The organism is Ignavibacteriota bacterium (genome assembly GCA_019637995.1).
Classification (GTDB): Bacteria; Bacteroidota; Ignavibacteria; order Kapaibacteriales; family UBA2268; genus JANJTB01.
This window is the reverse complement of the sequence record JAHBUQ010000002.1, coordinates 980827-1005985: the sequence shown is the minus strand read 5'-3', so window position 1 is coordinate 1005985 and position 25159 is coordinate 980827. Positions and strand designations below refer to the sequence as shown.

The following is a 25159-nucleotide window of genomic DNA, read 5'->3' as shown; positions in this document are numbered from 1 at the left end:
CATGAAAAGATTATATCAATTTTTTATATTGTTTTTGCTAATCACAGCAATAGGTTGTGACGATTCACCAGTGAAGGTAGTTAAGAACCCCGATTTAGAACCAACATCAGATAATATCCGTTTCAATCCCGATACCCTCATACTAAGTGATCTAAATTCAAATCACTTAATAACATTCTACGGAATTAATTTTCAAAAGCACACGCCTGATTCCATATTAATTGACAATACAAAGTTTGAATTTCAAACAAGTGATACTTTACTTTTCTTGTCGATAATGGCTATCAGAGCTGGCTTTCACGATATAGATTTTTATTTCCCAAGTGGATTAATTACTTTAGAAAAGAAGATTTATGTACTATACGGCGATGATGTGCCACCTAACGAAAAGAGTATTTATTTCAAACCTGATACTTTGTACTTGGACATTGATAAACCATTAAATACAATATACTTACACGGAGTAAATTTTGAGAAGCATATCATTGATTCTGTACTTATCGGGAGTTCAAAATGCGAAATTGTTACTTTGAACAATGGACAACTTGAAGTTCTGACATCTGTATTTATTACGGGTAATTATCCGGTATTTGTCATTTATAAAGGTCAGAAAATCGAACTCCTGAAAAAATTGAGGATTGTACATCCTATTATTGATTTTGATATACTTACATTTATCAACTTTTACAGAACTATTCATAAAGTTCCGGTTTTATTAAATCGGGACAAAGACACGGAACGACCTTATGAGTTTAGCCATTACATTCATTTTAGTAACTTCCCAAACGGAATAATTGATAATTCCTATTCAATTTATATTGGTAGTGGCCAAGTTAAGCTTAATTTAGCATTTGATAGTAAATACAGGTTTATAAAGAAACTATATTCGTACAAATATGAAGGAAGCTATGGAGTCGGACCTCCATATTTTAGTCGTTCGATTGAGCTTGAATTACATGATATACCATATAGCGTTTATTATTATGAAAATAACAAAATAGAATTAGCTATTGAATTATATGGTACAAAAATAAATGATTATTATCCTTTGATTAATTACCGATATGAATGGTGGAGCAGTCAAAAAGGGAATGACAGGATAACAGAATATACTATTCCCAAAAAAGACCCGGTTATTGGGAGAAATATCAATTATTTTCCAGCATCAGATTCGTCAGCAATAAGACTATACCTCAGAAATTATTGATAATTTAAAAAAATACCGGCTGCCACACAAACAGCGACAGCCGGAATTTTTATAAAATCACAAATTACTTCTTGCCAAAAATAGAGGCACTCATATACTCACGATTGAGCATAGCTATGAAGTTAACAGATATACTCTTGGGGCATGCCGCTTCGCACTCATAGTGATTTGTGCAGGCGCCAAAACCTTCTTTATCCATTTGCTCTACCATAGCTAAAGCACGTTTCTTACGTTCTGCCTGTCCCTGCGGAAGAAGGGCATACTGGCTTACTTTTGCACCAGTAAAGAGCATTGCAGCACCATTAGGACAAGCGGCAACACAGGCACCACAACCGATACACTGGGCGGCATCCATAGATAAATCAGCTTTTTCCTTTGGTACAGGTAGAGCATTGGCATCGGGTGCGTGTCCGGTACCAACTCCTACATATCCACCTGCGGCTTGAATGCGGTCAAGTGCGGAACGGTCAACTACAAGGTCTTTCACAACCGGAAAAGCTTTTGCTCTGAACGGCTCTATGTAAATAGTCTGTCCGTCATTGAACTTTCTCATGTGGAGCTGGCAGGTAGTTGTTGCCTGCTCCTCGCCGTGTGGTCTTCCGTTGATAGTAAGCGAGCAGCAACCACAGATACCTTCGCGGCAGTCGTGGTCAAAAGCTACGGGGTCCTGACCTTTTGTAATAAGGTCTTCATTCAGTACGTCGAGCATCTCGAGAAAGGACATGTGTTCGTTAACGTCGTTTACATCATACTTAACAAAGTCGCCTTTCGCATCTTTATTTTTTTGTCTCCAAACATTTAATGTCAATTTCATTATTTATAACTCCTGACTGTTAACTTAACATTTTCAAATACAAGCGGTTCGATATGTCTGACAGGTTTGGTATCAACCCCTTTGAATTCCCAAGCAGCAACGTGAGCAAAGTCCTCGTCATTACGTTTTGCTTCGCCGTCCTCAGTCTGATGTTCTTCGCGGAAGTGAGCACCTGATGATTCGTCACGCTCTAAAGCATCCCAAACAAGCAATTCTGAAAATTCAAGGAAGTCCGCAACTCTGAGAGCTTTTTCAAGTGCGATATTGTAATCTTCATTCTCACCAACAACATTAACATTCTGCCAGAATTCTTCTCTTATACCCGGCAATTTTTCAAGTGCTTCTTTCAGACCCTGTTCATTACGAGCCATACCTGCTTTATCCCAAACAAGTTTACCCATTTCACGATGGAAAGATGTAGGTGTACGTTTTCCTTTGATTGAAAGAAGTTTGTTAATTCTTGAATGTGCATCCTCTTCTGCTTTCTTAAATTCGGGATGTGAAATATCAACAGATTTGTCAATATTGTTAGATGCAAAATAATGCCCGATTGTATAAGGAATTACGAAATATCCATCAGCCAATCCCTGCATCAATGCACTTGCGCCGAGGCGGTTTGCACCATGGTCAGAGAAGTTCGCCTCACCAATTACGTGCAATCCCGGAATTGTACTCATCAAATTGTAATCCACCCATAAGCCACCCATTGTATAGTGAGAAGCGGGATAAATACGCATAGGTGTCTGATATGGATTATCACCGGTAATGCGTTCATACATTTCAAATAAATTACCATAACGCTCTTCAATTGCGCTCTTACCAAGACGCTGGATTGCATCAGCAAAATCAAGATAAACGCCATAACCGGAAGCTCCAACACCGCGACCTTCATCACAAACCTGCTTAGCAGCACGTGAAGAAATATCGCGCGGAGATAAATTCCCGAAGCTTGGGTATTTTCTTTCTAAGTAATAATCTCTTTCATTTTCGGGAATGTCTTCAGGGCGTCGCTTATCACCAACAGCTTTTGGAACCCAAATTCTGCCGTCATTACGAAGAGATTCACTCATAAGTGTCAATTTTGACTGATAATCACCGCTTACAGGAATACAAGTCGGGTGAATCTGTGTATAACAAGGATTAGCAAAAGCTGCACCTTTTTTATAAGCACGGTAAGTAGATGTAACATTACAAGCCTGAGCATTTGTAGATAGGAAAAACACGTTACCGTAACCGCCTGTAGCAAGAACGACTGCATCGCCAACGTGAGATTCAACTTTTCCGGTTGTCAAATCACGTGTGATGATACCACGCGCCTGACCATTTACTAAAACAACATCAAGCATTTCTTTGCGAACGTGCATTTTGACTTTATTCTGTCCGACCATTCTCATAAGTGCTGAATAAGCTCCCAGCAATAACTGCTGACCTGTCTGCCCTCTTGCATAAAAAGTTCTTGATACCTGCGCCCCGCCAAATGAACGGTTAGCAAGTGTTCCACCGTATTCACGTGCAAAAGGTACGCCCTGAGCAACACATTGGTCAATAATATTTGTACTGACTTGTGCCAAACGATAAACATTTGCCTCTCTTGCTCTGAAGTCGCCACCTTTTACAGTATCATAGAATAAACGCCAGATACTGTCGCCATCATTCTGATAATTTTTAGCAGCATTTATACCGCCCTGAGCAGCAATACTGTGAGCTCTGCGGGCGCTGTCATGATAAGTGAATGCTTCCACATTATAGCCGAGTTCAGCCATAGTAGCAGCGGCAGATGCTCCGGCAAGTCCTGTACCCACAACCAATACCTTAAATTTACGTTTGTTTGCAGGATTAATAAGTTTCATGTCAAATCTGTGCTTGTCCCATGACTTTTCAATTGGTCCCGTTGGGGCTTTTGATTCTAATTTCATACGCCTAATACTCCTTTACCTAATCCAAAAATCCATACAGCTACAGGAACGGAGCTGAATCCTAAAAATAATCCCCAGCCGATTACTTTGCTCAAAGTTGTGAGAATCGGTGAGAGTCGGGGACCATTCCAGCCAAGAGTCTGGAACATACTCTGAACTGCATGAGCCAGATGCAATCCAACAAAGAATACAAATAAAATATAAACTACTGAAATATACCACTTGTTGAAACCGGCGATTACCATTTTGTAAGCATCATGGCGCTGGAAAATACCATCGCCTGCACTTACAGGAACAATTTCGCCATTCATTTCAATGAGGGCTTCAGTTTTAAGTTTAGGACCATAAGATTGTTCAAACTCCGCATACTCAGGATTAGTTACCTGAGCAGTGAAATGAAGCAAATGATAAACAGCAAGAAGGAAAATTACGATTCCGCTGTAAATCATAGAGCGGGAATAAAGAGTTGATTTTACATAGCTCTTTACGCGGTAGCCCTCGGGTTTTGCCGAGTTGTTGAGAGACTTCAATTTTAATGAAGTTACTACATGCAGCAATATGCTTGCAAGTAATACAAGCCGAACAATCCACAAAAGTTCGCCGGTTGATTGCAGAAAATGGGCGTAAGTATTGAATACATCCTGCCCAAGGAATATCTGCAAATTGCCGACACAGTGACCAATCAGAAACAGCACGAGAATCGCGCCGGTTGCTGCCATCACTATTTTATTGAAGATTGTTGAGTTAAACGGGTTAAATTTACTCATAACACTTTAATGAATAGTTTATAAATCAGTCAATTCTATTTTTTTAATAAAAATAATTTTTCCAATAACAAAAATAGGAAAAAAAATTAATAAAAAAAATTAAGATATTATAATGTTTTAAAACGAGGGTTTCGTAACATTAAAATTATAATTTAAGAACTTTTATTATATTCCAATTCACTTAATAGTGTAAACGAAGATAAAACTTATTTATTAAATGAAAAAAAAAGAAATTTTATTCATTTCCGGCAGTAGCTCTATCATGTCTTTCTAAGTAAGGCAATGAACCTTGATTTTCCGACTGCGGGGGTTTATCGGTAATGAAATCAGCAAGTTTGAGGACAGCATCAACATATGCGGATGAATTATTATAATGAAAGACTGCTGCACGCATTTCCTCTTCAGAAATTCCCCAACCATTAGATTTTAAATAATTTGCGACAGAAAAAATTGCATCAGGAAGGTGGTATAAATTTATCTCACCATCACCGTCGCCATCAACAGCCCACGAAACGTAGCTGGTAGGAATAAATTGAGATATTCCAAAAGCTCCTGCCCACGAACCCTTCAAATCCAAAGGATGGACAGGAGAAATTTTTTCGATTTTTTCAAGTGCCACAAGCTGGTCAATTGCCCAGTTGGATTTTTTTTCAGAGCGCTCATAAATTCTTGTTTCGAGCTGTGCAAGCTCATCTTTGCTACCTTTGAATTTATCGTGCAGATTTTTAATGTTCATCTCGATATATTGTGGCTCCGAACACATTGCAGTACTTAAGTAAACACTTGCTACGTGGCTGTTACCAAGGTAGCTTCCGTGACGAGTTTCAACCCACAGAACCGAAGCAATAACTTCCTTCGGTACATTGTACTTGATTTCTGCTAATTCTAATAAGTTTATATTGCTTTTTAGGAATTGCTTAGTTTTATTTACTGAAGTTTTATTATAATGACTTGAATAATCTGCCTTGTTCAGGTAACCAGTAACATTAATTTTTACAAATCTGTCGCTAAATTCAGTATTTTCATATTCAATGATTTTATCAATAAACTCGGTTGCAACTCCACGCTCTGTAAGCTTTTCAACTACCGGTTTGAAGAATTCTTTTTTGGATGATTCATTAAGTTTGATGTCTGACGAAAATGAAATATCTGACGATGACATAACCATCAACATCATTATAATTATTCCTGTGAGACCATATTTATTATTTTCAAACACTTCCGGACTTTATGCAAATTTATACTTAATATATAGACTAATAAAAATCAAAAAAGTTACAATACAATAAGTATATACTTTTTTAATAATATATTATTTTATTAGTTTTTTCATTGTGGAAAAATTAATTCTTGATTGATTCCACAAATTTTGAATTTTTCAGCTTGTTTTTAAAATTATTTAATTGTTCAATTTCTTTAATTTCAATTTCCAGATTCAGCCCTTCGACATTTCCTTTAGAAAGTTTTTTAGTGTCGAGGATTTTAACTTTGAGACTATCTGCAGTATCTACAACAAGCGATAGAATTTTACTGTAGCTGTCTCCGAAAATTTTGAGATTTACAATTTGAATAAACTCACCGACGAGCCATTCGGCATTTTTGAAGTTTTCGGGTTCAAATTCATGCGATTGTATGTAGAAGCAATTTTTCGAATGAATTTTCAATTCCGATTTTTTGGTAATATATGCAATTATCGCTTCACCTTTTATAGGTGAGCAACATTTAGCAAGCTTAACCTCGATATTTTCAAGTCCTTCCACACGGATTTGCGGTTTCTGTTCTTTAAATCCGGTGCCGGACGATCCTCTTCTGATATATTCCTGCTTTCTGAAAGCATCAGGATAGAGTTTTTTAAGTTGGAAAAGTGTACATTTCACTCCACCGGTTGCAATGCTATAGTAGTAGTCATCAAGAGACTTGTAGCCGATTTTTGCAAGATTACTCTTAAATTTCTGCTCGTCTTCAAATCCGATTAATTTACGCCGGTGCTTTGATTTAAGCTTTTCCCAGGTATTTTTACCATCAGCGATTAATAAATCCTGTTCGTTTTTCTTAAACCAGCGTAGAACTTTAGACCTTGCTCTGTTGGTTTTGACAATATTCAGCCAATCGCGCGACGGAGTAGCATTATTTGAACTTATAATTTCAATTACATCGCCGCTTTTAAGCTCAGTTTTTACACTGACAAACTTGCCGTTTACACGGGCACCTGTTGTTTTGTAGCCTAAATCAGTATGAACTGCAAAAGCATAATCAAGCGGAGTAGAGCCTTCCGGCAGAGAGCGGATTTCGCCTTTTGGTGTAAGAACATTGATATAATCACGTTTCATCTCATTTTTGAGCTTATCAAAAACAGCAAAAGGATTATCGAAATATTCATCATTTTCGAGAAATTCCCTCAGACGGGATATCCAATCATTTTTTTTGATTTCAGCTCCTTGCTTATAAGCCCAGTGGGCTGATGAGCCATATTCAGCTTCATGGTGCATTTCTTCTGTGCGAATTTGTATTTCATACTTATCGCCGCTACGGGTTGAAACTGTAGTCTGAATTGAACGGTATCCATTTGCTTTTGGGAATGTAATCCAGTCTCGGAATCTGCCTTCAATCGGTATCCAGTTATTATGTACTGCACCTAATATCATATAGCATTCTTCGCGGCTTTCTGCAATTACCCGCAGAGCAAGTAAGTCATAAATTTTCTCTAAAGGAATTCTCTGTTTCTTTATTTTTCTGTAAATACTGTAAGGTCTTTTTACACGTGCCTGAAATCTGAAATTGATTTTATATTTATTCAATACCTTCTGAAGTTCGAGCTTCATAGTGTTGATTTTAGTATTAAATAAATTGCGGTGTGATTCAATCATTTTCTCAAGGTAATTAAAATCATCCTCATAAAGATTTTTGAAAGCAATGTCTTCGAGTTCAGTATAAAACTTTCTGATACCAAGCTGCTGAGCTATCGGTGAATAAAAATAAAGCGCTTCTTCCGACAGCTGCAATATGTCGTCGTGCTTTACTTTATCGGCGTGTTTTAGATTGACAAGTCGCTCAGCCAGCTTAATAAAAATTATTCTGACATCATCTGTGAGCTCAATAAATAATTTTCTTAAACCGGAAATATTCTTCTGTGTTTCGGGAAATGAAATACTGCCTAACCTTTGGAGAAGCTCAATTTTAGGAATTAATCCTTCACCGAAAGACTTTGTTAGTATTGTTCGTATCGCAGCATCTTTAGTATTTGCTTTAATAAAATATGCAGCAGCAATTGATTCCTCATCAAACTTAAGGTTGTGTATTTCAATAGCTATTTCATTACAAAAAGAAGCTGTACTAGTATCGTAGATGTTTTTTGCAGTTTTTTCAAGTTTATCTAAAATATTTTCTGTCATTTCGATATTTAATCCGGAATAGCAATTTCATAAAATGAACCTTTAGCAGGTGCAGGTAAACTGCGTTTCAATATCCATGGATTCAGGCGTTTGACATGTTTGTACGAAGTGCCCTCGGCTCTTGCCCATGCTGAGAGGTCTGCTAATGCAGAAGTGACTTTAATCAGCTTAACTTTATCAGCTGAATATTTACGTTCTTCTGACACTTTAAAGCCGTACCTTTCGGCATTTTGCATGATGTTTTTGATTATTGCAATTCGAAAAATATAGCGTGATGTTTCTTCGTTAAGATGTAAATCGAAATAGTTTTCCACACTTTGGAAATTTAAATTTTCTGCAAGTCCGGTATGCCCCATATTGTAGCCTGCCGCAGTCAGAATCCATGATTTGTGTTTATTATAGCCCTGCTTAAGATATTTCATTGCGGCATGAGTTGCTTTCTCGGGATGTCGCCTTTCATCAACAAAATCATCTACTCTTAAACCCATCATCTTGGCTGTTTCAGGCATAAACTGCCATAATCCAATTGCTCCGGCACTTGAGCGAGACATATATAAAGCACTTTCAGCAACTGATAAATATACCAAATCTTCAGGCATATTATGCTCTTTTATCACTTCTCTGAACATTGGAAAATATCTTCCTGAACGCTTGAGATAAAGCATTATCTGCCCGGGTTGCTGAAACATGAGGTAAAATTCACGCTCAGCACGTTCACGGATCTCAGGGTCATCGAGTGGTAACTCTTCACCACAAAAGTCAAGCTTTTCAGGCAGGTCAAGAGATGAAATAAATTCAAAATGATTCTGGGCATTTAATGCTGATTCACTGATTAAGGGTTTCGAGTCTGAGCAGGAAAATAGTAAAATAGATAAAAGTAAATATATAATTTTCATATTAATAATCATTTGATTTATTTAGATTAAATTTAAAAAGCAATTAAACGGAAATGAAGAGAAAAAAGTATAATTTAGGGACTTTATAGGTATAATTCGTTGGCTGAAGTTCCTCTAAATTGGTATATTACTATGGAATACATAATTATAAATAACCCGATTTATTCTCAATTTCTAAAATCATTCAGCAAATAAGGTTCCTTGCCCTAATGGTATGGGATGTATATTCAAACTCATGATAATTTAATCATCTTGACGGACTTTTTCTATCAAATCTTTTACACGGTCATAGACTCTCTGTACTTTACCTGTGCCGTCGAGAGTTTGAGTTACAGGCATTTTTGAATAATATTCTAAAAGTTCCCGTGTTTTTGATTCATAAATTTTCAACCTGTTAATGATAGTCTCGGGTTTATCGTCATCGCGCTGGTATAATTTACCGCCACATGGCTCGTTACATTTATTGGGATTATCGGGTGGATGAAATTTGAGATTATAAACCCGCTCACATATTTTGCAAATTCGTCTGGCGCCGAGTCTGTTCAGAAGTTCTTCTGCCGGTACATCTAATATAATAACAAGATCAATTTTTGAGTTGATATTTTCAGTCAAAGATTCAAGTTCAATTGCCTGAGCAAGAGTTCTCGGGTATCCGTCAAGCAAAAATCCTGATTTATATTTTTCCTTAATCAGCTCAGTCTTCAGAATTTCAGTCAGTATATAGTCCGGAACAAGCTCACCTGCATCCATATATTTTCGTGCTTCCTTGCCAATTTTTGTTCTTTGCTCTTTATGTTTGCGTAATAAATCACCTGTTGAAATCCTGTGAATTCCAAAATCATTATAAATCAGACTGCTCTGAGTTCCTTTTCCACCACCGGGGGGTGCAAGTAGTATTAAGTTCATATTTTTATATTTTATTTTTTTTCTTATAATTCCATGGACAGTTCAGACAACCACTTTTGCAGCAATAGCCACGTTTCAAGTGATACTTAGCAGTAAAAACCATGAGACCTTCTTCATTGAAGTAATAATCATCAGGAGTTATTTCCGGATTCTTATTTATGTTCTTATCAGAGGCATTGTCGAGCATCGGAAAAGCCCACCAAGTTTTGATACTTCTCGATAATTTACTTCTATTGTGTTGATATTTTTGTCTTTCAACAATGGGTTAAGTCTGTCAAATGTTTCATCAGTTATGACTAATTCAGGTGATAATGAGAATATATTCGGGTTCATGTGATACATCTCGTATTGGGTAACTTTTATCAGGTTGTTGTTACCGAATACATCAACAATTGCATCAGGATAATGTACGAAGCCATCTTCGTAAATAATTGCGTACTTATCTCCAACCGGCTGAAAAGCGCAGTCAAGATGAAGTATGTTTGTTGCAGGATTATCTGTTACATACATGTGAAATGGCACAACTTCCCGCTCAGGAAAAGATGACTTCAGAAACTCGTAGCCCTTATAGTTTGTTCTGCCCGTAAGCCCGACAAATACATATTTACCATGAATTATTACATCACCGCCTTCAACTGATGCATCATCAGGAGGAGTGAGAATCTTGCTAATCTCGATATTTTTCAGTAATCCCTCAAGCCCGTCCTGCTCAGCCTTGCGATTGGACTTTTTCATATTCGCCAGAACGAACTTTTCGCCAATAACAAATCCGATATCACGTGTGAAAATCTGATCCTGATTTGTAATATTTTCTGGTCTGAGTACTTCAATTCCTGCACTTTCAATTGTATTTGCAAATTTGTCAACCTGACCGATTAAAACTTCTTCTGTAGGAAAAGTTCCTTGCTTCAAATATTTCGAAATTTTGGGATTATTTTCGTGAACTTTATTACCTCTATCGCTTGCAATTCCAATCATAACTGACTTCAGAGGTGCAGTTTCAGAATTAATATTCAATTGATACATAAGGAAAAAACTATTTTAAATTTTGTAATTGTATTTATGCTATGGACGAAATCAGTAATATATATTATAAGGATGTGTAATATTGTAAATTATTCAATATTGAAATTGCAGTATAAGAATATCGTTTATAATCGTCTAATTAATATTGAATAAGTCAGAACGACCAAATTTCAGTTTTTTTTATTAAGACTAAAGATAAAAATACTGAATATTTTTATGATTAATTTGGATATAATATTGGCTCTAATTGATTTAATATTAATTTTTATAGGTTTTTTAACAGTATATAACTTCCTGATATATCCTGTTTTGCTTAAGTTTCTATCATTTATTATTCCTGCACAAATTCAACCAGACTTAAAAGATAAACCTGATATTACTTTTATTTTAGCAGCATTCAATGAAGAATTATTGATTGAGGAAGCAATAAAATCAATATTGAATTCAGATTATCCTACTGCAAAAATAAATATAATAATAGGCTCAGATGGCTCAACAGATAAAACAAATGAAATCCTCAGCAAGATTGCTAAATCTAATTCAAATATTAAATTTGTAGAACTTTCAAGAGGAGGCAAGAATATTGTACTTAATACAATTGTACCTGATGCTCAAACCGACATAATTTTATTTATGGATGCTGATGTCAGATTAAATGTAGACACAGTTTCGAATTTGATAAAATATTTTTCAAATGATAATGTTGGTGGTGTAATAGCATCGCAGAAAGTCGTTGGAGATGGCACTACTGTTAATGCAGGAAGTGAAGGCGATTCTTTGTATCACAGATATGAGGAAAATATCAGAATCAATGAGGCGATAATTGATTCAAACGTCAATTCATTGGGTTATCTCTATGCAATCAGGAAAGAATATTTTATTCCAATACCCAATAATTTTGTATGTGATGATTTGCATAATGTTTACTCTGTTTTAAGAAGTAAAAAGAGAATGCTTTTTGCCTGTGAAGCAAAAGCTTACGAAATCAGACCTAAAAGCCTGAGTAATGAATATCACAGAAGAGTCAGAGCTGTAGCAGGCGGATGGGCAACAGTTGTTTATCATAAAGAATTGCTTAATATTTTCCAATTTGGTATTACATCATTTTTTATTTGGTCACATAAAATATTCAGGTGGCTTTCCCCTGTTTTTATGTTCGCATTAGTAATCACAACAATTGTTGGATTTTTTTATAATTCAAGCTTAATTTATATATTTGCGATTCCTCAATTATTGCTTTATTCAATGGCATTATTAGGCTTTATATTTGAAAAAATGAGATTCAACATCAGTATTTTGAGATTGTTTGTATTTTTTGTTTCTATGAATTACAGCTCTTTACTGGGATTAATAAGATTTATTAAGAAACAGCAGAATGCTATCTGGAACAGAGAAGGATTTTCCGATTAAGGCTTTAATATTTATATTCGTATAAGCATTAATTTTTAATATGAAAGGATAAACATTTATATAATGCTAAAAATAAAAAAAAATAAGTTATTTTTGAAAATATTAATTTGTAAAAAATTAAGTGATTAGTTCCAAATGAGTTTTGCAAATGCAAACAAAATCATAACAGACAAGTTTCCTGATATCCAAATTCAGCGAAAACCATATTTTAAATCAAGGCATTCCCAAGCTTTGATTCAGTCGATATTTGATGTTGCAGCAATCATAATCAGCTATTTATTTTACTATTATATCCGATTTGAAAGTGGAATTTACTACACTCTTGTCAAACCCGGAATAATAGAAATTTTGATGGGTACATCAATATTCCTGATTTTCTGGTTGATCGTATTTTTCTTTTCAGGTATGTACAAAAATTGGTACGAGAGATCACCATTTGATGAAATTTGGGCAGTAATGAAGGTAACTCTGATTGGATGTGCGATAATTATATTTGCAGTTAAGTATGATAGTGATGCTTCCCCCAGACAATTATATTTGATTTATTTTTTACTCATGTCAGTAACAATTATTGCAGGTAGGACAGTTGCAAGAAATATCGAAAAATCACTTCGACGCCGAAGGATATTACATATTCCTGTATTGATTGTTGGTACTCCGAAAAGAGCATACGATTTTTTTCTGAAAACTGAAGAAAGTACATCATGGGGTTTTAAGTCAATGGGAATTGTTCTCATTGATGATTTTGAAAAATTTGATGATAATTTCGAATATGATAAACTTGCTCCTTATGTAATTGGTAATATGAATGAACTTGAATACTTTGTTGATACACTTAAACCTGAAGAAGTTCTGATATGTTCAGATAAAACGAATCATGAAATTCTTCTTTCGGTCGTATCAATTTGTTCGGACAGAAATCTAAGAGTCAGAATTGAACCTGACTTATATGATATTTTTACAGGTCAGACAAAAACACAAAATTTATATGGAATTCCATTGATTGAAATCAGCACACAACTAATGAAACCATGGCAGGAAGCTATCAAAAGAATTTTTGATATTACTTTCAGCTTAATTGTTTTGATTGGCGGATTGCCACTGTGGATTTTAGTAGCAATAGGAGTAAAAATTGACTCCAAAGGTCCTTTTATGTATGTACAGCCGAGGGTAGGGAAGGACGGTAAAATTTTTAATATTTATAAATTCAGGTCAATGACATTTGAGCCGGAGCGAAACGAGCAAAAATGGACAGTTGTAAATGACCCCCGCGTTACAAAGTTTGGAAAATTTATTCGTAAAACTCATTTAGATGAGATTCCACAGTTTTTTAACGTACTGATAGGTGATATGAGTGTTGTAGGTCCAAGACCCGAGCAACCAAAATTTGTAGAGGAGTTTGCTAAAGAAATACCTCATTACAAAAGAAGACTTAAAGTCAGACCCGGCATTACGGGTTGGTGGCAGGTTCAGTCTGCAGGCTATACTCTAAGTCTTGACGAAATAAAATATAGAATTAAAGGCGATTTTTATTATATTGAAAATATGAGTTTGAAACTTGATGTTGAAATTGTAATTCGTACTGTGTGGTGTGTAGTAACCGGTCACGGGCAGGCATAAGAGGGAAAAATGAAATCTATTATTGTAATACCGACATATAATGAAATTGAAAATATTGAGCTTCTTATCAATGAAGTTCTGACAAAAGTTGATGGGATAAATGTCCTTGTTGTGGATGATAATTCTCCCGACGGAACTGCTGCTCAGGTAAAAAAAATGATGCTTGAGGATAACAGGATTCATCTCATTAAGCGTCCCGGCAAAATGGGATTAGGCACTGCATATTGCGATGGTTTCAGATATGCTCTCGACTTGGGTTTTGAGGCAATATTTGAGATGGATGCCGACTTCTCTCATGACCCGAATGAGCTTCCTCGATTCCTTGAAGCTTTGGAAGAGAATGATTTGGTGATTGGATCAAGATATATCAAGGGCGTAAATGTCATTAACTGGCCCCTTAGCAGGCTTATATTAAGCTATGGAGCCAACATGTACACCCGAATTATTACCGGTATGCCAATTATGGATGCAACCGGTGGATTCAAGTGTTTCCGTGCATCAAAGCTTAAAGAAATAGATATTGCTTCAGTAAAGACAAACGGCTATGGCTTTCAGATTGAAATGAACTATAGAATGTGGGTAAACGGTGCAAGAATTAAGGAAATTCCTATTATTTTTGTTGACAGACGAAGCGGTGTTTCCAAAATGAATAAAAGTATTATATATGAAGCGATATTTTTGGTTTGGAAATTGAAATTGTTTAAAGGCTCCTTTAAAAATAAGAATAAATAATCACCCTAATATGTTTCAAAACGATGTTTCGATAGTAATAGTAAATTACAATGTACGCGATTATCTTTACAAGTGCCTTAAATCAGTTGAAGATGCCGCAGGAAAGCTTCGTATTCAGACTATTGTTGTAGATAACAATTCTCAGGATGGGTCAATTGAATTTTTAGAGCCTCTTTTTCCACAAGTAAAATTCATATCATCATATGAAAATTTGGGATTCAGTAAAGCAAATAACCTCGGATTTACTTTCGCAAGTGGTAAATACATACTAATACTTAATCCGGATACTATACTTCAGGAAAATACTCTTGATGTAATGTATGATTATATGGAAAATCATACTGAAGTCGGAATATCTGTTTGCAAAATATTGAATGCTGACGGCTCCTTTCAAGCGGCTTGCAGGAGAGGATTTCCAACTCCATGGGCATCATTTTGTAAACTGTTTGGGCTTCAGACTTTATTTCCAAAATCGAAGTTATTTGGCAGATATAACCAAACATTTCTATCTGTTGACGAAACTTATTATACTGAAGCTGTCAGCGGTGCATTTATGTTCGCAAGAGCTGATGTTATAAGAGAAGTTGGGGGCTTTGATACTGACTTTTTTATGTACGGCGAAGATATTGATTTATGCTATCGGTCGTTTCTTGCCGGATACAAAAATGCGTATGTTCACACAACTTCTATCATTCACTATAAGGGTGAGAGCTCAAAACGCAGTAGTTTAGATGACATCAAGATTTTTTATAATGCAATGGAAATATTTGCCCGTAAGCATTATGCCGGCTCGACAGTTTTTCTAAAATTTATGAGATTGGGTATTAAAATCCGTTCTGCATTTGCTTATGCTTTGAAATACAAACGAGATATGATTCTTATAGCAGCTGATTCAATATTTTTAATTCTCAGTCTTTTTGTAGGTACTTATATTGTTTTTGGAGATATTCTGGGATTTCCGGATTATGCATACCCTACAGTATTTATTTTGCCTGTGATTGTACTTATAATAAGTATGATTTTAGCAGGTGAATATTTTGAAGAATCGGGCTCTATAGCAAGTTCGGTATTCGGATATGCAATGAGTTTTTTAGCACTTTCGACTTTAACCTACTTTTTCACTGAATATCGTTTCAGTCGCGGAACTCTTCTCAGCACTATTGGACTTTCGATAATTTTCTCGACAATATTCAGAATATTCCTTAATACTTTCAAAGGTAAACATAACGTTGAAAATGTCAGGGCAGTATTTGTAGGAAGTCCTGAAAATTTTTCACAACTTCTTGATGATTTCAGAGTTGTTAATCCTTTAGATATAACTATTGCCGGATATGTAAGCGATAATGCAGGAATTGAAAGCAATTCAGAGATAAGCTGGCTTGGCAGTATAAGACATCTTGATGCTGTAATTAAAGAGCATAAGATTAATAATATTATAATTAGCGACCCTGAAATGACTGGTGAAAGAATTATGGGCATTTTAACAGCTTCATCAATTCGTAGTGCAAGATATCATTTAGCTCACAGATATGAGGATTTTGTAGCATCGCAATTAATTAATAATATAACTTATTCAGGTAACAGTCTCCCAAAGTATAATATTAATTTGATCAGGTACAAAATAATTAAAAGAATATTTGATATATCAATTCCAATATTATGTCTGATGACTATTTTCCCACTTTTCATACTAAAATCAAAAGGGATTAGTTTGAATGAAGTATTGAAAGTTCTTTTTGGAAGAAAAACATTTATTGGAATTAAAAGTGGCTCGGATTATTACTCAAGCTTAAAGGTGGGTTTGATATCGCTTGCGGATATGTCGTCGGTAGGAAATCTTCCTGAAAAAGCAATCAGAGAGCTTAATGAATATTATCTGAAAAATTATTCTGTTACTCTTGATCTTGAAATACTAATTAAATATTTATTTGTTGGTAGGTAAATATTCATTTTTATTTTCAAATTATTTTGAATTAAGCAGTAGGAAGCAATGTACCAAAATGGTAAACTTCCTACCGATATTAATTTTAAATCAATTCACCTTGTTTCTGACTTTTGAAAACAAATACAAAATTTCGGTAGCTATTTGTTTTGTTCTTTCATCATACTTTGATTCTTCAAGCTCAGTATTATCGAAATTTTTAGGGTCGTCGTAGGGAAGAGAAAACCTTTCAGCAGCTCCACTAACAAATGGACAGGCTTCATCGGCATCGGAGCATACCATCACAGCAATAAAATCTGATTGAGGATTTGACTTCTCATCATAAACTTTTGAAAATGCTTTTAACGGCTCTTTACCATCTGCAAACTTGCATAAGTAAACAGGATTTTTGCCATCTTCCAAAACATCAATACTGAAACCGGCTTTTTTCATAGCTCTTACAGAGCGGTGATTGAAAGCAGTTGCCTCAGTCCCGCCTGAATATGTTCTGACATTCGGAATACCGTAATATTCAGTCGCTACTGCCGCCCACAATTGCGAAATATGACTTCTGCGTGAGTTGTGCGTGCAGATAAATGTCATATCAATATTTTTTCCTTGCTGAACTCTGTTCGTTAAATAAGCAGCAATTTCATCAAGCTGAACTTGGCGCTCAGAAGGAATTAAGTTAATATCACCTGCTGAATCATCAGCATATTTTTTTAGTTCAGGTAATATTTCTGAACCCATTGCTACATTTCCAAGCATTATGCCAAGAAACAAAATTACAAAAAACTCGTTCATAATTTAATCCTATAAATTTTAATAAAAAATTGACATCTTAAGGACATACATCCGGCGCCTTAATACTACCTTTTTCAGGACTTTTAAAATACTTTCTTTGGAAAAATAAAGATACATTTACAAGTGCAATCAGTACAGGAACTTCTACCAATGGACCAATAACTGCAGCAAATGCTTCACCTGAATTTATTCCAAAAACAGCAATAGCAACTGCTATGGCAAGCTCAAAGTTGTTGCTTGCAGCAGTGAATGAAAGAGTAGCCGTTTTGGAGTAATCCGCTCCGATTTTCCATCCCATATAAAATGAAATCAGAAACATGATTACGAAATATATCAAAAGAGGTATTGCAATTCTTACAACATCAAAAGGAATCTCGATAATCAATTCACCTTTAAGAGAGAACATCACAACAATTGTAAAGAGAAGTGCAATCAAAGTAAGCGGACTGATTTTTGGGATAAATTTTGTATGATACCACTCTTTACTTTTGAGTCTTATTAATGTGAATCGTGTCAAAATTCCTGAAATGAATGGAATTCCCAGATAAATGAATACACTTTCTGCAATCTGACCAATTGTAATGTCAACTTCTGTACCTTTCAGCCCAAACCAACCCGGCAAAATTGTTAGAAATACATACGCATAGACCGAAAAGAATAAAACCTGAAAAATTGAATTGAATGCAACCAATCCGGCAGCATACTCTGTATCACCTTTGGCAAGTTCGTTCCAGACAATTACCATTGCTATACAGCGGGCAAGCCCTATCATGATTAATCCGTTCATATATGCAGGATAATCACTTAAAAACAATATTGCCAGAAAGTACATCAGAATTGGTCCAATGAACCAGTTTTGTACGAGAGATAATCCCAAAACTTTCCAATTTCTGAACACATCGCCCAAATCTTCATAGCGAACTTTTGCAAGCGGTGGATACATCATTATAATTAAACCTATTGCAATTGGAATATTCGTAGTGCCGGCATTAAACTGATTCCAGAAATCTGAAATTCCGGGAAATAAATATCCCCAAAATACTCCAATAAACATTGCCAGAAATATCCACAATGTGAGGTATCTATCTAAGAAACTTAGTTTTTTAGTTAAACTACTCATATTTTATCATCACCTGTTGTACAAATATTATCAATATTTGTCGCAAAGATTTCATCAAAAAGCGTTTTTGCAATTTTCCAATTTTCTTTGTTAATACAATAATAAATTTTTGGCGGCTGGTATCTGCCGACAATCAATCCGGCTTCTTTCAATTCTTTCAGATGCTGCGAAACGGTTGATTGCGAAAGCGGGACATAATCAACAATATTCCCGCAGAAACAATCTTTCTGACTTGCTAGAAATTTAACTATCTGCACTCTTGCAGGATGTGCTAATGCTTTTGCAAATTTTGCAATCAGCACATCTTTTTCATTATATTTTTCATCATTTGTAATCATAATATATCGTATATCGTAAATATACGATATATATTTTGCATTATTTCATAATTTGTTATTTTCAACATGTAAATCACATAAAACAGTATGACGGGGTGTATTAAGTTGCAATTAACGCATTTTTACGATATTATTGTAACTATATATAAATATTCATATTTAATATATATTCAAGTTAAAAAATTATTTTTTTTATTGTTTAAAATATATTATTTTACATTTTTAAAATTACATTTTTTCATATTGTGGAGATTGAAAGTCTCATGATGAAATATATAAGAATAAATCATGCGATTATTTTCGTATTGGCAGTTTTTGTTATTTACTCAACTTTCTCAATGATAAGTTCAGTGAGTAGTAAGCAGGTAGAAATGCCTGAAGAAAATGAAGACTGTATGATGTGTCATGATGATAAGGATTTGAAAGGTCAAATTAAAGGCAAAAGCGTATCAGTTTACGTAAATTCTGTTCACCTTTTGAATTCTGTTCATGCTGAGGCAAAGTGTATTGACTGTCATACCGACCTTGATGGTGTAGAAACACCTCATGAAGACGACTTGAAGCCGGCTACTTGCGGAAAATGCCATCAGAAAGAACAAAAAGATTTTGACATAAGTATGCACGGGGTATCAGGAAAAAGAGGCGACCCCCTTACACCTACATGTAAAATATGTCACGGTAGCCACCAAATTGTACCTGTTAAATCCGAGAAGTCCCCGGTTGCTCCTCTTAAAATACCATTCTTGTGTGGTAAATGTCATCAGGAGGGCTCTCCTGTACAGCTTATGCGCAATATTCCACAATCACACATTTTGGAAAATTACACAGAAAGTATTCATGGTGAAGGGCTTTTCAAAAAGGGGCTGACAGTAACAGCTACTTGTGTGTCTTGTCATAGTGCGCATTTAATCTTGCCTCATACAGATAAAAGGTCTTCAATTGCAAGAAGTAATATAGCAAAAACTTGTACACAATGTCATGCAAGAATCGAAGAGGTGCATGATAAAATTATTGACGGACAGCTTTGGGAGAAAGAAGAGCATGTACTGCCAGCTTGTGTAGATTGCCACCAACCTCATAAGGCAAGAAAGGCATTTTATGACGTAGGTCTTGCAAAAAAAGAATGTCTTAACTGTCATCAAAAGAAAGATATTAAAGCATCATCAGACGGCAGGTCACTTTATGTTGATATTTCTAAACTCGACCATTCGGTTCATAATGAACTGGCTTGCAGTAAGTGCCATATAGAAGTTCGTCCATCTAAAATACGCTCTTGTGAGACAATCACTACAAAAGTAAATTGTGGAAGTTGTCACGATAAAGTTCAAAATAATTTTATGACAAGTAGCCACGGTAAATTCAATCTAACCGGTGATGGGGATGCCCCATCGTGCATAACTTGTCACGGTGAGCATGAAATTCTTCCAAAGCATAACCCTAATTCAAAGATTTTCACAACCAATATTCCGAAATTATGCTCACAGTGCCATCAGGATGGTCATAAAGCTGCTTTAAGACTAAAAGAAAATGGGATTGATAATATTATAAATAATTATACAGAATCAGTTCACGGGCAGGGGCTAACCATAAGTGGTCTGCTTGTAACAGCTAATTGTTCTGATTGCCACTCGGCACATTTGGAATCGAACCATCAAAACCCGGTTTCATCAACCCATAAAGATAATATTTCTCAAACTTGTGGAAAATGTCACTGGGGAATTAGTGAGAAATTTGGCAAAAGTATTCACTCTCCTAACATTTCAAAATCTAATGATCCCTTACCGGCTTGCAATGACTGTCACGTAGCACATTCGGTAACAGACCCGACAAAAGATGAATTTCGATTTTCAATTATGGAAACCTGTGGCAAATGTCATGAAAAAATCAGCTCGGCATATTTTGATACATACCATGGGAAAGCATCAATGCTTGGTTCTGCTCGCTCGGCAAAATGCCATGATTGCCATAGTTCACATTCAATTTTGCCGATAAATCATTCTGAATCATCGCTTTCACGGGTGAATATTGTTCAGACTTGCTCAAGTTGTCATCCGAACGCAAATATCGGGTTTACAAAATATCTGACCCACGCAACACATCACGATCCTGATAAGTATCCAATGCTTTATATTACATTTTGGGGAATGACTTTACTTTTACTTGGTACATTTGTTGTCTCATGGTTCCATACTTTACTATGGTTACCAAAATCTCTAAAGATGAGAAAAGAAATCAGAGCATTAAAAGCTGCAGGTGGAATGGCTCATTCCGGAAAAAGAGTGATGAGATTTAATACTTTGAGCAGAATCCTTCATGTTATAATGATACTTAGCTTCTTGACTTTAGCTTCTACAGGGATGATGCTGAAATTCTCTTATTCCGGCTGGGCACAGTTTAGTGTGAAGTTAATCGGTGGTGTCGAGATTGCAGGATTTTTACATAGATTTGCAGCTATTTTACTATTTGGTGTATTCTTTACTCATATTTATGATTTAATTGTAAACAAACGTAAAGAATATGGTTCCTTGAAAAAAATGCTCCTTGGACCGGATACTATGCTGCCAACGAAGAAAGATTATCATGATTTTATCGGCTCTATGAAATGGTTCATTGGTAAAGGACCAAGACCGGAATACGGAAGATGGACTTACTGGGAAAAATTTGATTATTTTGCGGTATTCTGGGGTATTTTTGTGATTGGTTCTACAGGTATGATGCTATGGTTCCCGAATATTTTTACAAAATTCTTTTCGGGAGAATTTATAAATGTCGCAACTATAATACATAGCGATGAGGCTTTGCTTGCAGCAGGGTTCATATTTACAATACACTTTTTCAATACTCATTTCAGACCCGAAAAATTCCCGATGGATACAGTCATATTTTCAGGCAGTTATGAGCTTGAAGAGTTTAAATTCGACAGACCTGATGAATATCGCAGACTCGAAGAAGAAGGTCAACTCGATAAATTGTTTGTAAATCCACCTGACAGAACTTTGAATAAAGTCATAAAGTTTTTTGGTTGGTCAGCCCTGATTACTGGACTTGTAATTGTATTCCTTATTATTGTATCTATTCTTGGTGCATATTTTTAATCAAGATTTGAGATATTATTGTTTAATATCAGTCGTACCGCACTTTCGAAGTGCGGTACGACAATTATAAATAATTAGACATTCCTAATAAAATGCAACCGGGGTAAATTTAATTTTTCAGAATATTTAGTTTAAATTACTTTGACATAATTTTCTGCAAATTTTTCTTGACTTAAAAAATATTTTGACATAATGTTTGGTTATTTATTTTATAATCACTATTTTTGATTAAATTAGTATATTAACTAAACAATTTACTTTTTTGCTCTTGAATGCATTTTGTCAATAAGCAATTTCAGATTTTTTTAGTATAACAGTACTAAATCTTTGACTAAGAAAATATATATATTTTTGTATAACTATCATAAAACGAGGGTGTTATGAGTTCTGTCATTCGATTTATTTCTATTTTGCTGGGTGCTTTTATTATTGCAACATCTGTTAATGCGCAATTTCCAAATCTTAAAAAAGCTAAAGAATTGATAAAGGAAAAGAAAACAGAGGTTGAAACAAAAGCTGAGCCCAAAGTTTCTGAGGATAATATTGCCGAAACTCCTAAAATTTTAAAGCAAGATCCTGTCACTGTAGTGTTTTCAACATTTCCAATAGACCCGAAAAACCCACAATCACTTTCAAATGAGTTTAAAGCAGGCGATTATATTTATGCACTTGCAAAATTACCTGCAACAATTAAGGAATTAACTAAAGATGGGAGACCGGAGGTCATTATATTCATCTATCATGTCAAGCCACCTCAGTACAGCTATCTTGAAGAGTCAGAAGAACAGCTGGTTTTCGGCACATTAAGAGTATCGGGTGATGCGTTATTGAATGATTACATTAATTTTGAAATTGCACCAAATCCTGAAAATACAATATCTTACGGAAATCCAAACTATACTTTTAAACCTTGGGGTAAGAAGTACACCGGACCGGTTGAATACACCGAAACTTTATCAAAGTTGGAGTCGGGGTCGCATAAGCTGAAAATTGTTATCCGATGCCCTTATGATGAAGCAGCTGCAGGAGTGCTCAAGATAAGTGGAGATAATTTTAATCAATATGCAAAATTATCGAATGATTTAAATGATTTTGCTCATAATGCCGGAGCAAAAAGTGCTGAATTTCCAAAAGCGTCCAAGTCTGATGCGAAACTCGAGAAGCAAATGATTGAAGCACTAAAAAAATCTAATGATTGGGCTAAAGGCAGATTTGAAAATGGTGAAGTAATTAAAATTGTTATAGTTGACCCTGATTGGCACATCAGACGTCACCAAATTTCCGGTGCAATTCTGCATAGATATATTCGCGCTGCTATCGGGCTAAAATTCAAAGATGGTTCGTGTGCATATTATCAGGTTACATATCAGGAGGATTATATCGGTAATAAATTTCAAGCTCTGAAGTATGATGGAGCAGGTGACAAACACGCAATCAGCTGTGATAATATCAAATAAAGAAACCTATTTATACTTATGTTATGACTATAGCCAAGTGTCACATTGAGCGTAGTCGAAGTGTTTTTTATAGTCTTCGACTCCGCTCAATGTGACAATTGATTAAAATTCTTGATTACTTGATACCTTTCGTTCAGACACTAGTTATTTATATTAACAAAAAAGATTTTCTGTCCTTTATATTTTATCTGATTAGGATGGGCAATTACGTCTAACAAGTTACCATTGTTCATCGCAATAATAATTTCCTCAAACGATATATTACGTTTGATTTTCAATTCAAGATTATTATCTTCATTCCAATCAATAATTTTCATATACATCTCAAAAAAATGAAACGCTTAAAAACCAAATTTATTATTTTAAAAAAAGCCACCCTGAATATACTTCGGAGCGGCTTATTACATTTTTCATCAGAAAATTAAATCCCGATTGCTAAATCATTCAGTTAGAATTATTTCTTCTTTCCATTGCTCTGGGCGCGTTGAATCGAAATCCTCTTACCCGGCAGATTATGCGGATGATACATATCGTCGTGGCAATCATTGCATTTCGGAACAGCACCAAAATTGTTTCCTTTATGACAATCACCACATTCCATATCTGCATGAATATCATCCAACTCCAGACCTATTCGTCTGTGGTCAAACTTACCCTGTGCATATTGCGGGTGGCAGGAAGTACAACTCTTAGATAGTCCTTTGTATTTGCCGGGTTCTTTGTGGCAAGCAGTACATTTCAGCATATCGTGTCGTGGCTTCAGGTCAAATCCTGTTGACCTGAAATGGTCAAATGCTTTCATCTCATCACTTCTATGGCACTTGCTGCAATCATCCTGCTGATGACAATCAATACAAGCTTTGTGATGGTCTTCGAAAGTATAGTGCACTTTTTTACGTTGATTATCAAGCTCATCTGAACGAAGTTTCTTGAGATTAACGTCGTGGCAACGCATACAGTTTTCATCATGGTGGCAGGTATTACACGATATATTAAAAGTGTGAATATGCTGGTCATGGAAAAATGTTACTATTTTTCCTTTCTCATAATCGGTTTCATAAACTACCTTTTGTGGTTCGTGTACCGGCGGATGTTTAGTATCCTTAATTCTCTTAATAGTTGCAGCAACATCAGGTGAATTTTGGTTTATATGGCATGCCTGGCAGTTTGTTTCACGGCTCCACTGGCGATGACATGTCAAACATTGTCTGTGATAAGCGGCTTCAAGGTCCGGTTTGCTCAAGTCTTCACGAATTCTGTTTGGTTCGTGACATGTGATACATTTAAGAACGGGACCGGTTGTATTGTAATGATGACAGCTTTCGCAACCACCTGACATTTCAGCCATCTCTGCGTGTAACTTATGAGAGAAGATTACAACACCATAATCGCCCTTAATCATATCCATTTCTACAATTTCAGGTCCTTCATCAGCTGAATGATGAATAGAAACCATCTCGCTACGTGGACAATTATAAAGGCAAGGGTCGTTGATAGTTGGATATTCGCAAAAGTGGCATGACTTACAATCAATTGCAAGTTTGGCGTGGTCTTTCGACATTTCCCTATCGGATGGCATAGCGGTAGTAAACCGTTTGGCAACCGATGGAGTTACACTCTCTTCCTGCTGTGAACTGTTCTTAATCTCATTAAGATTAGAACCAAACAAAAATATAGTTCCGAGAGTCAAAAGAGCAACAATTAATAACCATTTATAGTTTTTCATTTTAATTTCCTC

At 35.5% G+C, this 25159-nt stretch carries 21 protein-coding genes; 7 read left to right on the top strand and 14 right to left on the bottom strand.

Features of this window, described 5'->3' with window-relative positions; translation table 11 throughout:
- The first annotated feature begins 1 nt into the window (after position 1).
- The gene (locus KF896_10295) at positions 2 to 1207 is read left to right on the top strand and encodes an IPT/TIG domain-containing protein (protein MBX3044093.1); all 1206 of its coding nucleotides are present in this window, start codon (positions 2 to 4) and stop codon (positions 1205 to 1207) included.
- 64 nt (positions 1208 to 1271) lie between these two features.
- Here KF896_10295 and KF896_10290 read toward each other — a convergent pair whose 3' ends face one another.
- From KF896_10290 to KF896_10250, 9 genes are all read right to left on the bottom strand, one after another.
- The gene (locus tag KF896_10290) at positions 1272 to 2021 is read right to left on the bottom strand and encodes a succinate dehydrogenase/fumarate reductase iron-sulfur subunit (GenBank protein ID MBX3044092.1); all 750 of its coding nucleotides are present in this window, start codon (positions 2019 to 2021) and stop codon (positions 1272 to 1274) included.
- The gene (locus tag KF896_10285) at positions 2021 to 3937 is read right to left on the bottom strand and encodes a fumarate reductase/succinate dehydrogenase flavoprotein subunit (protein MBX3044091.1); all 1917 of its coding nucleotides are present in this window, start codon (positions 3935 to 3937) and stop codon (positions 2021 to 2023) included. Before KF896_10285 ends, KF896_10290 begins: the two co-directional genes overlap by 1 nt.
- A complete protein-coding gene (locus KF896_10280; GenBank protein ID MBX3044090.1) occupies positions 3934 to 4704 on the bottom strand; it encodes a succinate dehydrogenase cytochrome b subunit in 771 nt (256 codons plus the stop codon). The genes KF896_10285 and KF896_10280 overlap by 4 nt, the downstream gene beginning before the upstream one ends.
- Before the next feature lie 235 nt (positions 4705 to 4939).
- Entirely contained in the window at positions 4940 to 5881 is a 942-nt protein-coding gene (locus KF896_10275; protein MBX3044089.1) for a lytic murein transglycosylase, read from the bottom strand.
- Between the two features lie 166 nt (positions 5882 to 6047).
- A complete protein-coding gene (locus tag KF896_10270; protein MBX3044088.1) occupies positions 6048 to 8096 on the bottom strand; it encodes a bifunctional (p)ppGpp synthetase/guanosine-3',5'-bis(diphosphate) 3'-pyrophosphohydrolase in 2049 nt (682 codons plus the stop codon).
- Between the two features lie 8 nt (positions 8097 to 8104).
- Positions 8105 to 8992, bottom strand: coding sequence for a lytic transglycosylase domain-containing protein (locus tag KF896_10265; protein MBX3044087.1), 888 nt, complete (start codon positions 8990 to 8992; stop codon positions 8105 to 8107).
- Between the two features lie 243 nt (positions 8993 to 9235).
- Positions 9236 to 9898 (bottom strand): adenylate kinase, encoded by a 663-nt coding sequence (locus tag KF896_10260; protein ID MBX3044086.1) that lies wholly within the window; start codon positions 9896 to 9898, stop codon positions 9236 to 9238.
- A gap of 4 nt (positions 9899 to 9902) precedes the next feature.
- Positions 9903 to 10085 carry a hypothetical protein gene (locus tag KF896_10255; protein MBX3044085.1) on the bottom strand — a complete coding sequence of 61 codons (183 nt, stop codon included), beginning with the start codon at positions 10083 to 10085 and terminating at the stop codon, positions 9903 to 9905.
- Complete coding sequence (locus KF896_10250; GenBank protein MBX3044084.1) at positions 10055 to 10924, bottom strand: amidinotransferase; 870 nt, start codon at positions 10922 to 10924, stop codon at positions 10055 to 10057. The genes KF896_10255 and KF896_10250 overlap by 31 nt, the downstream gene beginning before the upstream one ends.
- A gap of 237 nt (positions 10925 to 11161) precedes the next feature.
- Here KF896_10250 and KF896_10245 point away from each other — a divergent pair, with 237 nt between their 5' ends.
- From KF896_10245 to KF896_10230, 4 genes are all read left to right on the top strand, one after another.
- Entirely contained in the window at positions 11162 to 12334 is a 1173-nt protein-coding gene (locus tag KF896_10245; GenBank protein MBX3044083.1) for a glycosyltransferase, read from the top strand.
- A gap of 135 nt (positions 12335 to 12469) precedes the next feature.
- Positions 12470 to 13954, top strand: a complete 1485-nt coding sequence (locus KF896_10240; protein MBX3044082.1) for a sugar transferase — start codon at positions 12470 to 12472, stop codon at positions 13952 to 13954.
- A gap of 9 nt (positions 13955 to 13963) precedes the next feature.
- Positions 13964 to 14686 carry a polyprenol monophosphomannose synthase gene (locus KF896_10235; protein ID MBX3044081.1) on the top strand — a complete coding sequence of 241 codons (723 nt, stop codon included), beginning with the start codon at positions 13964 to 13966 and terminating at the stop codon, positions 14684 to 14686.
- A gap of 10 nt (positions 14687 to 14696) precedes the next feature.
- Positions 14697 to 16628, top strand: coding sequence for a glycosyltransferase (locus KF896_10230; protein MBX3044080.1), 1932 nt, complete (start codon positions 14697 to 14699; stop codon positions 16626 to 16628).
- Positions 16629 to 16718: 90 nt separating this feature from the next.
- Here the strand turns inward: KF896_10230 and KF896_10225 are convergent, their stop codons facing one another.
- The 3 genes from KF896_10225 to KF896_10215 are packed head-to-tail and all read right to left on the bottom strand — an operon-like array spanning position 16719 to position 18869.
- Entirely contained in the window at positions 16719 to 17411 is a 693-nt protein-coding gene (locus KF896_10225) for a protein-tyrosine-phosphatase (GenBank protein MBX3044079.1), read from the bottom strand.
- A gap of 37 nt (positions 17412 to 17448) precedes the next feature.
- Positions 17449 to 18531 carry an ACR3 family arsenite efflux transporter gene (gene arsB, locus KF896_10220; GenBank protein ID MBX3044078.1) on the bottom strand — a complete coding sequence of 361 codons (1083 nt, stop codon included), beginning with the start codon at positions 18529 to 18531 and terminating at the stop codon, positions 17449 to 17451.
- Positions 18528 to 18869, bottom strand: coding sequence for a winged helix-turn-helix transcriptional regulator (locus KF896_10215; GenBank protein MBX3044077.1), 342 nt, complete (start codon positions 18867 to 18869; stop codon positions 18528 to 18530). Before KF896_10215 ends, arsB begins: the two co-directional genes overlap by 4 nt.
- A 266-nt stretch (positions 18870 to 19135) precedes the next feature.
- On the opposite strand from KF896_10215, the gene KF896_10210 reads away from it, so the two are divergent.
- A complete protein-coding gene (locus KF896_10210; protein MBX3044076.1) occupies positions 19136 to 21964 on the top strand; it encodes a cytochrome b/b6 domain-containing protein in 2829 nt (942 codons plus the stop codon).
- Positions 21965 to 22344: 380 nt separating this feature from the next.
- Positions 22345 to 23421 carry a hypothetical protein gene (locus KF896_10205; GenBank protein ID MBX3044075.1) on the top strand — a complete coding sequence of 359 codons (1077 nt, stop codon included), beginning with the start codon at positions 22345 to 22347 and terminating at the stop codon, positions 23419 to 23421.
- 140 nt (positions 23422 to 23561) lie between these two features.
- On the opposite strand, the gene KF896_10200 is transcribed toward KF896_10205, so the two are convergent.
- Both KF896_10200 and KF896_10195 read right to left on the bottom strand, forming a co-directional pair.
- The gene (locus KF896_10200; GenBank protein ID MBX3044074.1) at positions 23562 to 23738 is read right to left on the bottom strand and encodes a hypothetical protein; all 177 of its coding nucleotides are present in this window, start codon (positions 23736 to 23738) and stop codon (positions 23562 to 23564) included.
- Positions 23739 to 23875: 137 nt separating this feature from the next.
- Entirely contained in the window at positions 23876 to 25147 is a 1272-nt protein-coding gene (locus KF896_10195) for a cytochrome c3 family protein (GenBank protein ID MBX3044073.1), read from the bottom strand.
- Between the last annotated feature and the right edge of the window lie 12 nt (positions 25148 to 25159).

What these genes read in the sequence shown, in the direction of transcription:
- KF896_10295 (MBX3044093.1), top strand. Translation starts at nt 2, where the DNA reads ATGAAAAGATTATATCAATTTTTTATATTGTTTTTGCTAATCACAGCA.
- KF896_10290 (MBX3044092.1), bottom strand. Translation starts at nt 2,021, where the DNA reads ATGAAATTGACATTAAATGTTTGGAGACAAAAAAATAAAGATGCGAAA.
- KF896_10285 (MBX3044091.1), bottom strand. Translation starts at nt 3,937, where the DNA reads ATGAAATTAGAATCAAAAGCCCCAACGGGACCAATTGAAAAGTCATGG.
- KF896_10280 (MBX3044090.1), bottom strand. Translation starts at nt 4,704, where the DNA reads ATGAGTAAATTTAACCCGTTTAACTCAACAATCTTCAATAAAATAGTG.
- KF896_10275 (MBX3044089.1), bottom strand. Translation starts at nt 5,881, where the DNA reads ATGATGTTGATGGTTATGTCATCGTCAGATATTTCATTTTCGTCAGAC.
- KF896_10270 (MBX3044088.1), bottom strand. Translation starts at nt 8,096, where the DNA reads ATGACAGAAAATATTTTAGATAAACTTGAAAAAACTGCAAAAAACATC.
- KF896_10265 (MBX3044087.1), bottom strand. Translation starts at nt 8,992, where the DNA reads ATGAAAATTATATATTTACTTTTATCTATTTTACTATTTTCCTGCTCA.
- KF896_10260 (MBX3044086.1), bottom strand. Translation starts at nt 9,898, where the DNA reads ATGAACTTAATACTACTTGCACCCCCCGGTGGTGGAAAAGGAACTCAG.
- KF896_10255 (MBX3044085.1), bottom strand. Translation starts at nt 10,085, where the DNA reads ATGCTCGACAATGCCTCTGATAAGAACATAAATAAGAATCCGGAAATA.
- KF896_10250 (MBX3044084.1), bottom strand. Translation starts at nt 10,924, where the DNA reads ATGTATCAATTGAATATTAATTCTGAAACTGCACCTCTGAAGTCAGTT.
- KF896_10240 (MBX3044082.1), top strand. Translation starts at nt 12,470, where the DNA reads ATGAGTTTTGCAAATGCAAACAAAATCATAACAGACAAGTTTCCTGAT.
- KF896_10235 (MBX3044081.1), top strand. Translation starts at nt 13,964, where the DNA reads ATGAAATCTATTATTGTAATACCGACATATAATGAAATTGAAAATATT.
- KF896_10230 (MBX3044080.1), top strand. Translation starts at nt 14,697, where the DNA reads ATGTTTCAAAACGATGTTTCGATAGTAATAGTAAATTACAATGTACGC.
- KF896_10225 (MBX3044079.1), bottom strand. Translation starts at nt 17,411, where the DNA reads ATGAACGAGTTTTTTGTAATTTTGTTTCTTGGCATAATGCTTGGAAAT.
- arsB (MBX3044078.1), bottom strand. Translation starts at nt 18,531, where the DNA reads ATGAGTAGTTTAACTAAAAAACTAAGTTTCTTAGATAGATACCTCACA.
- KF896_10215 (MBX3044077.1), bottom strand. Translation starts at nt 18,869, where the DNA reads ATGATTACAAATGATGAAAAATATAATGAAAAAGATGTGCTGATTGCA.
- KF896_10210 (MBX3044076.1), top strand. Translation starts at nt 19,136, where the DNA reads ATGAAATATATAAGAATAAATCATGCGATTATTTTCGTATTGGCAGTT.
- KF896_10205 (MBX3044075.1), top strand. Translation starts at nt 22,345, where the DNA reads ATGAGTTCTGTCATTCGATTTATTTCTATTTTGCTGGGTGCTTTTATT.
- KF896_10200 (MBX3044074.1), bottom strand. Translation starts at nt 23,738, where the DNA reads ATGAAAATTATTGATTGGAATGAAGATAATAATCTTGAATTGAAAATC.
- KF896_10195 (MBX3044073.1), bottom strand. Translation starts at nt 25,147, where the DNA reads ATGAAAAACTATAAATGGTTATTAATTGTTGCTCTTTTGACTCTCGGA.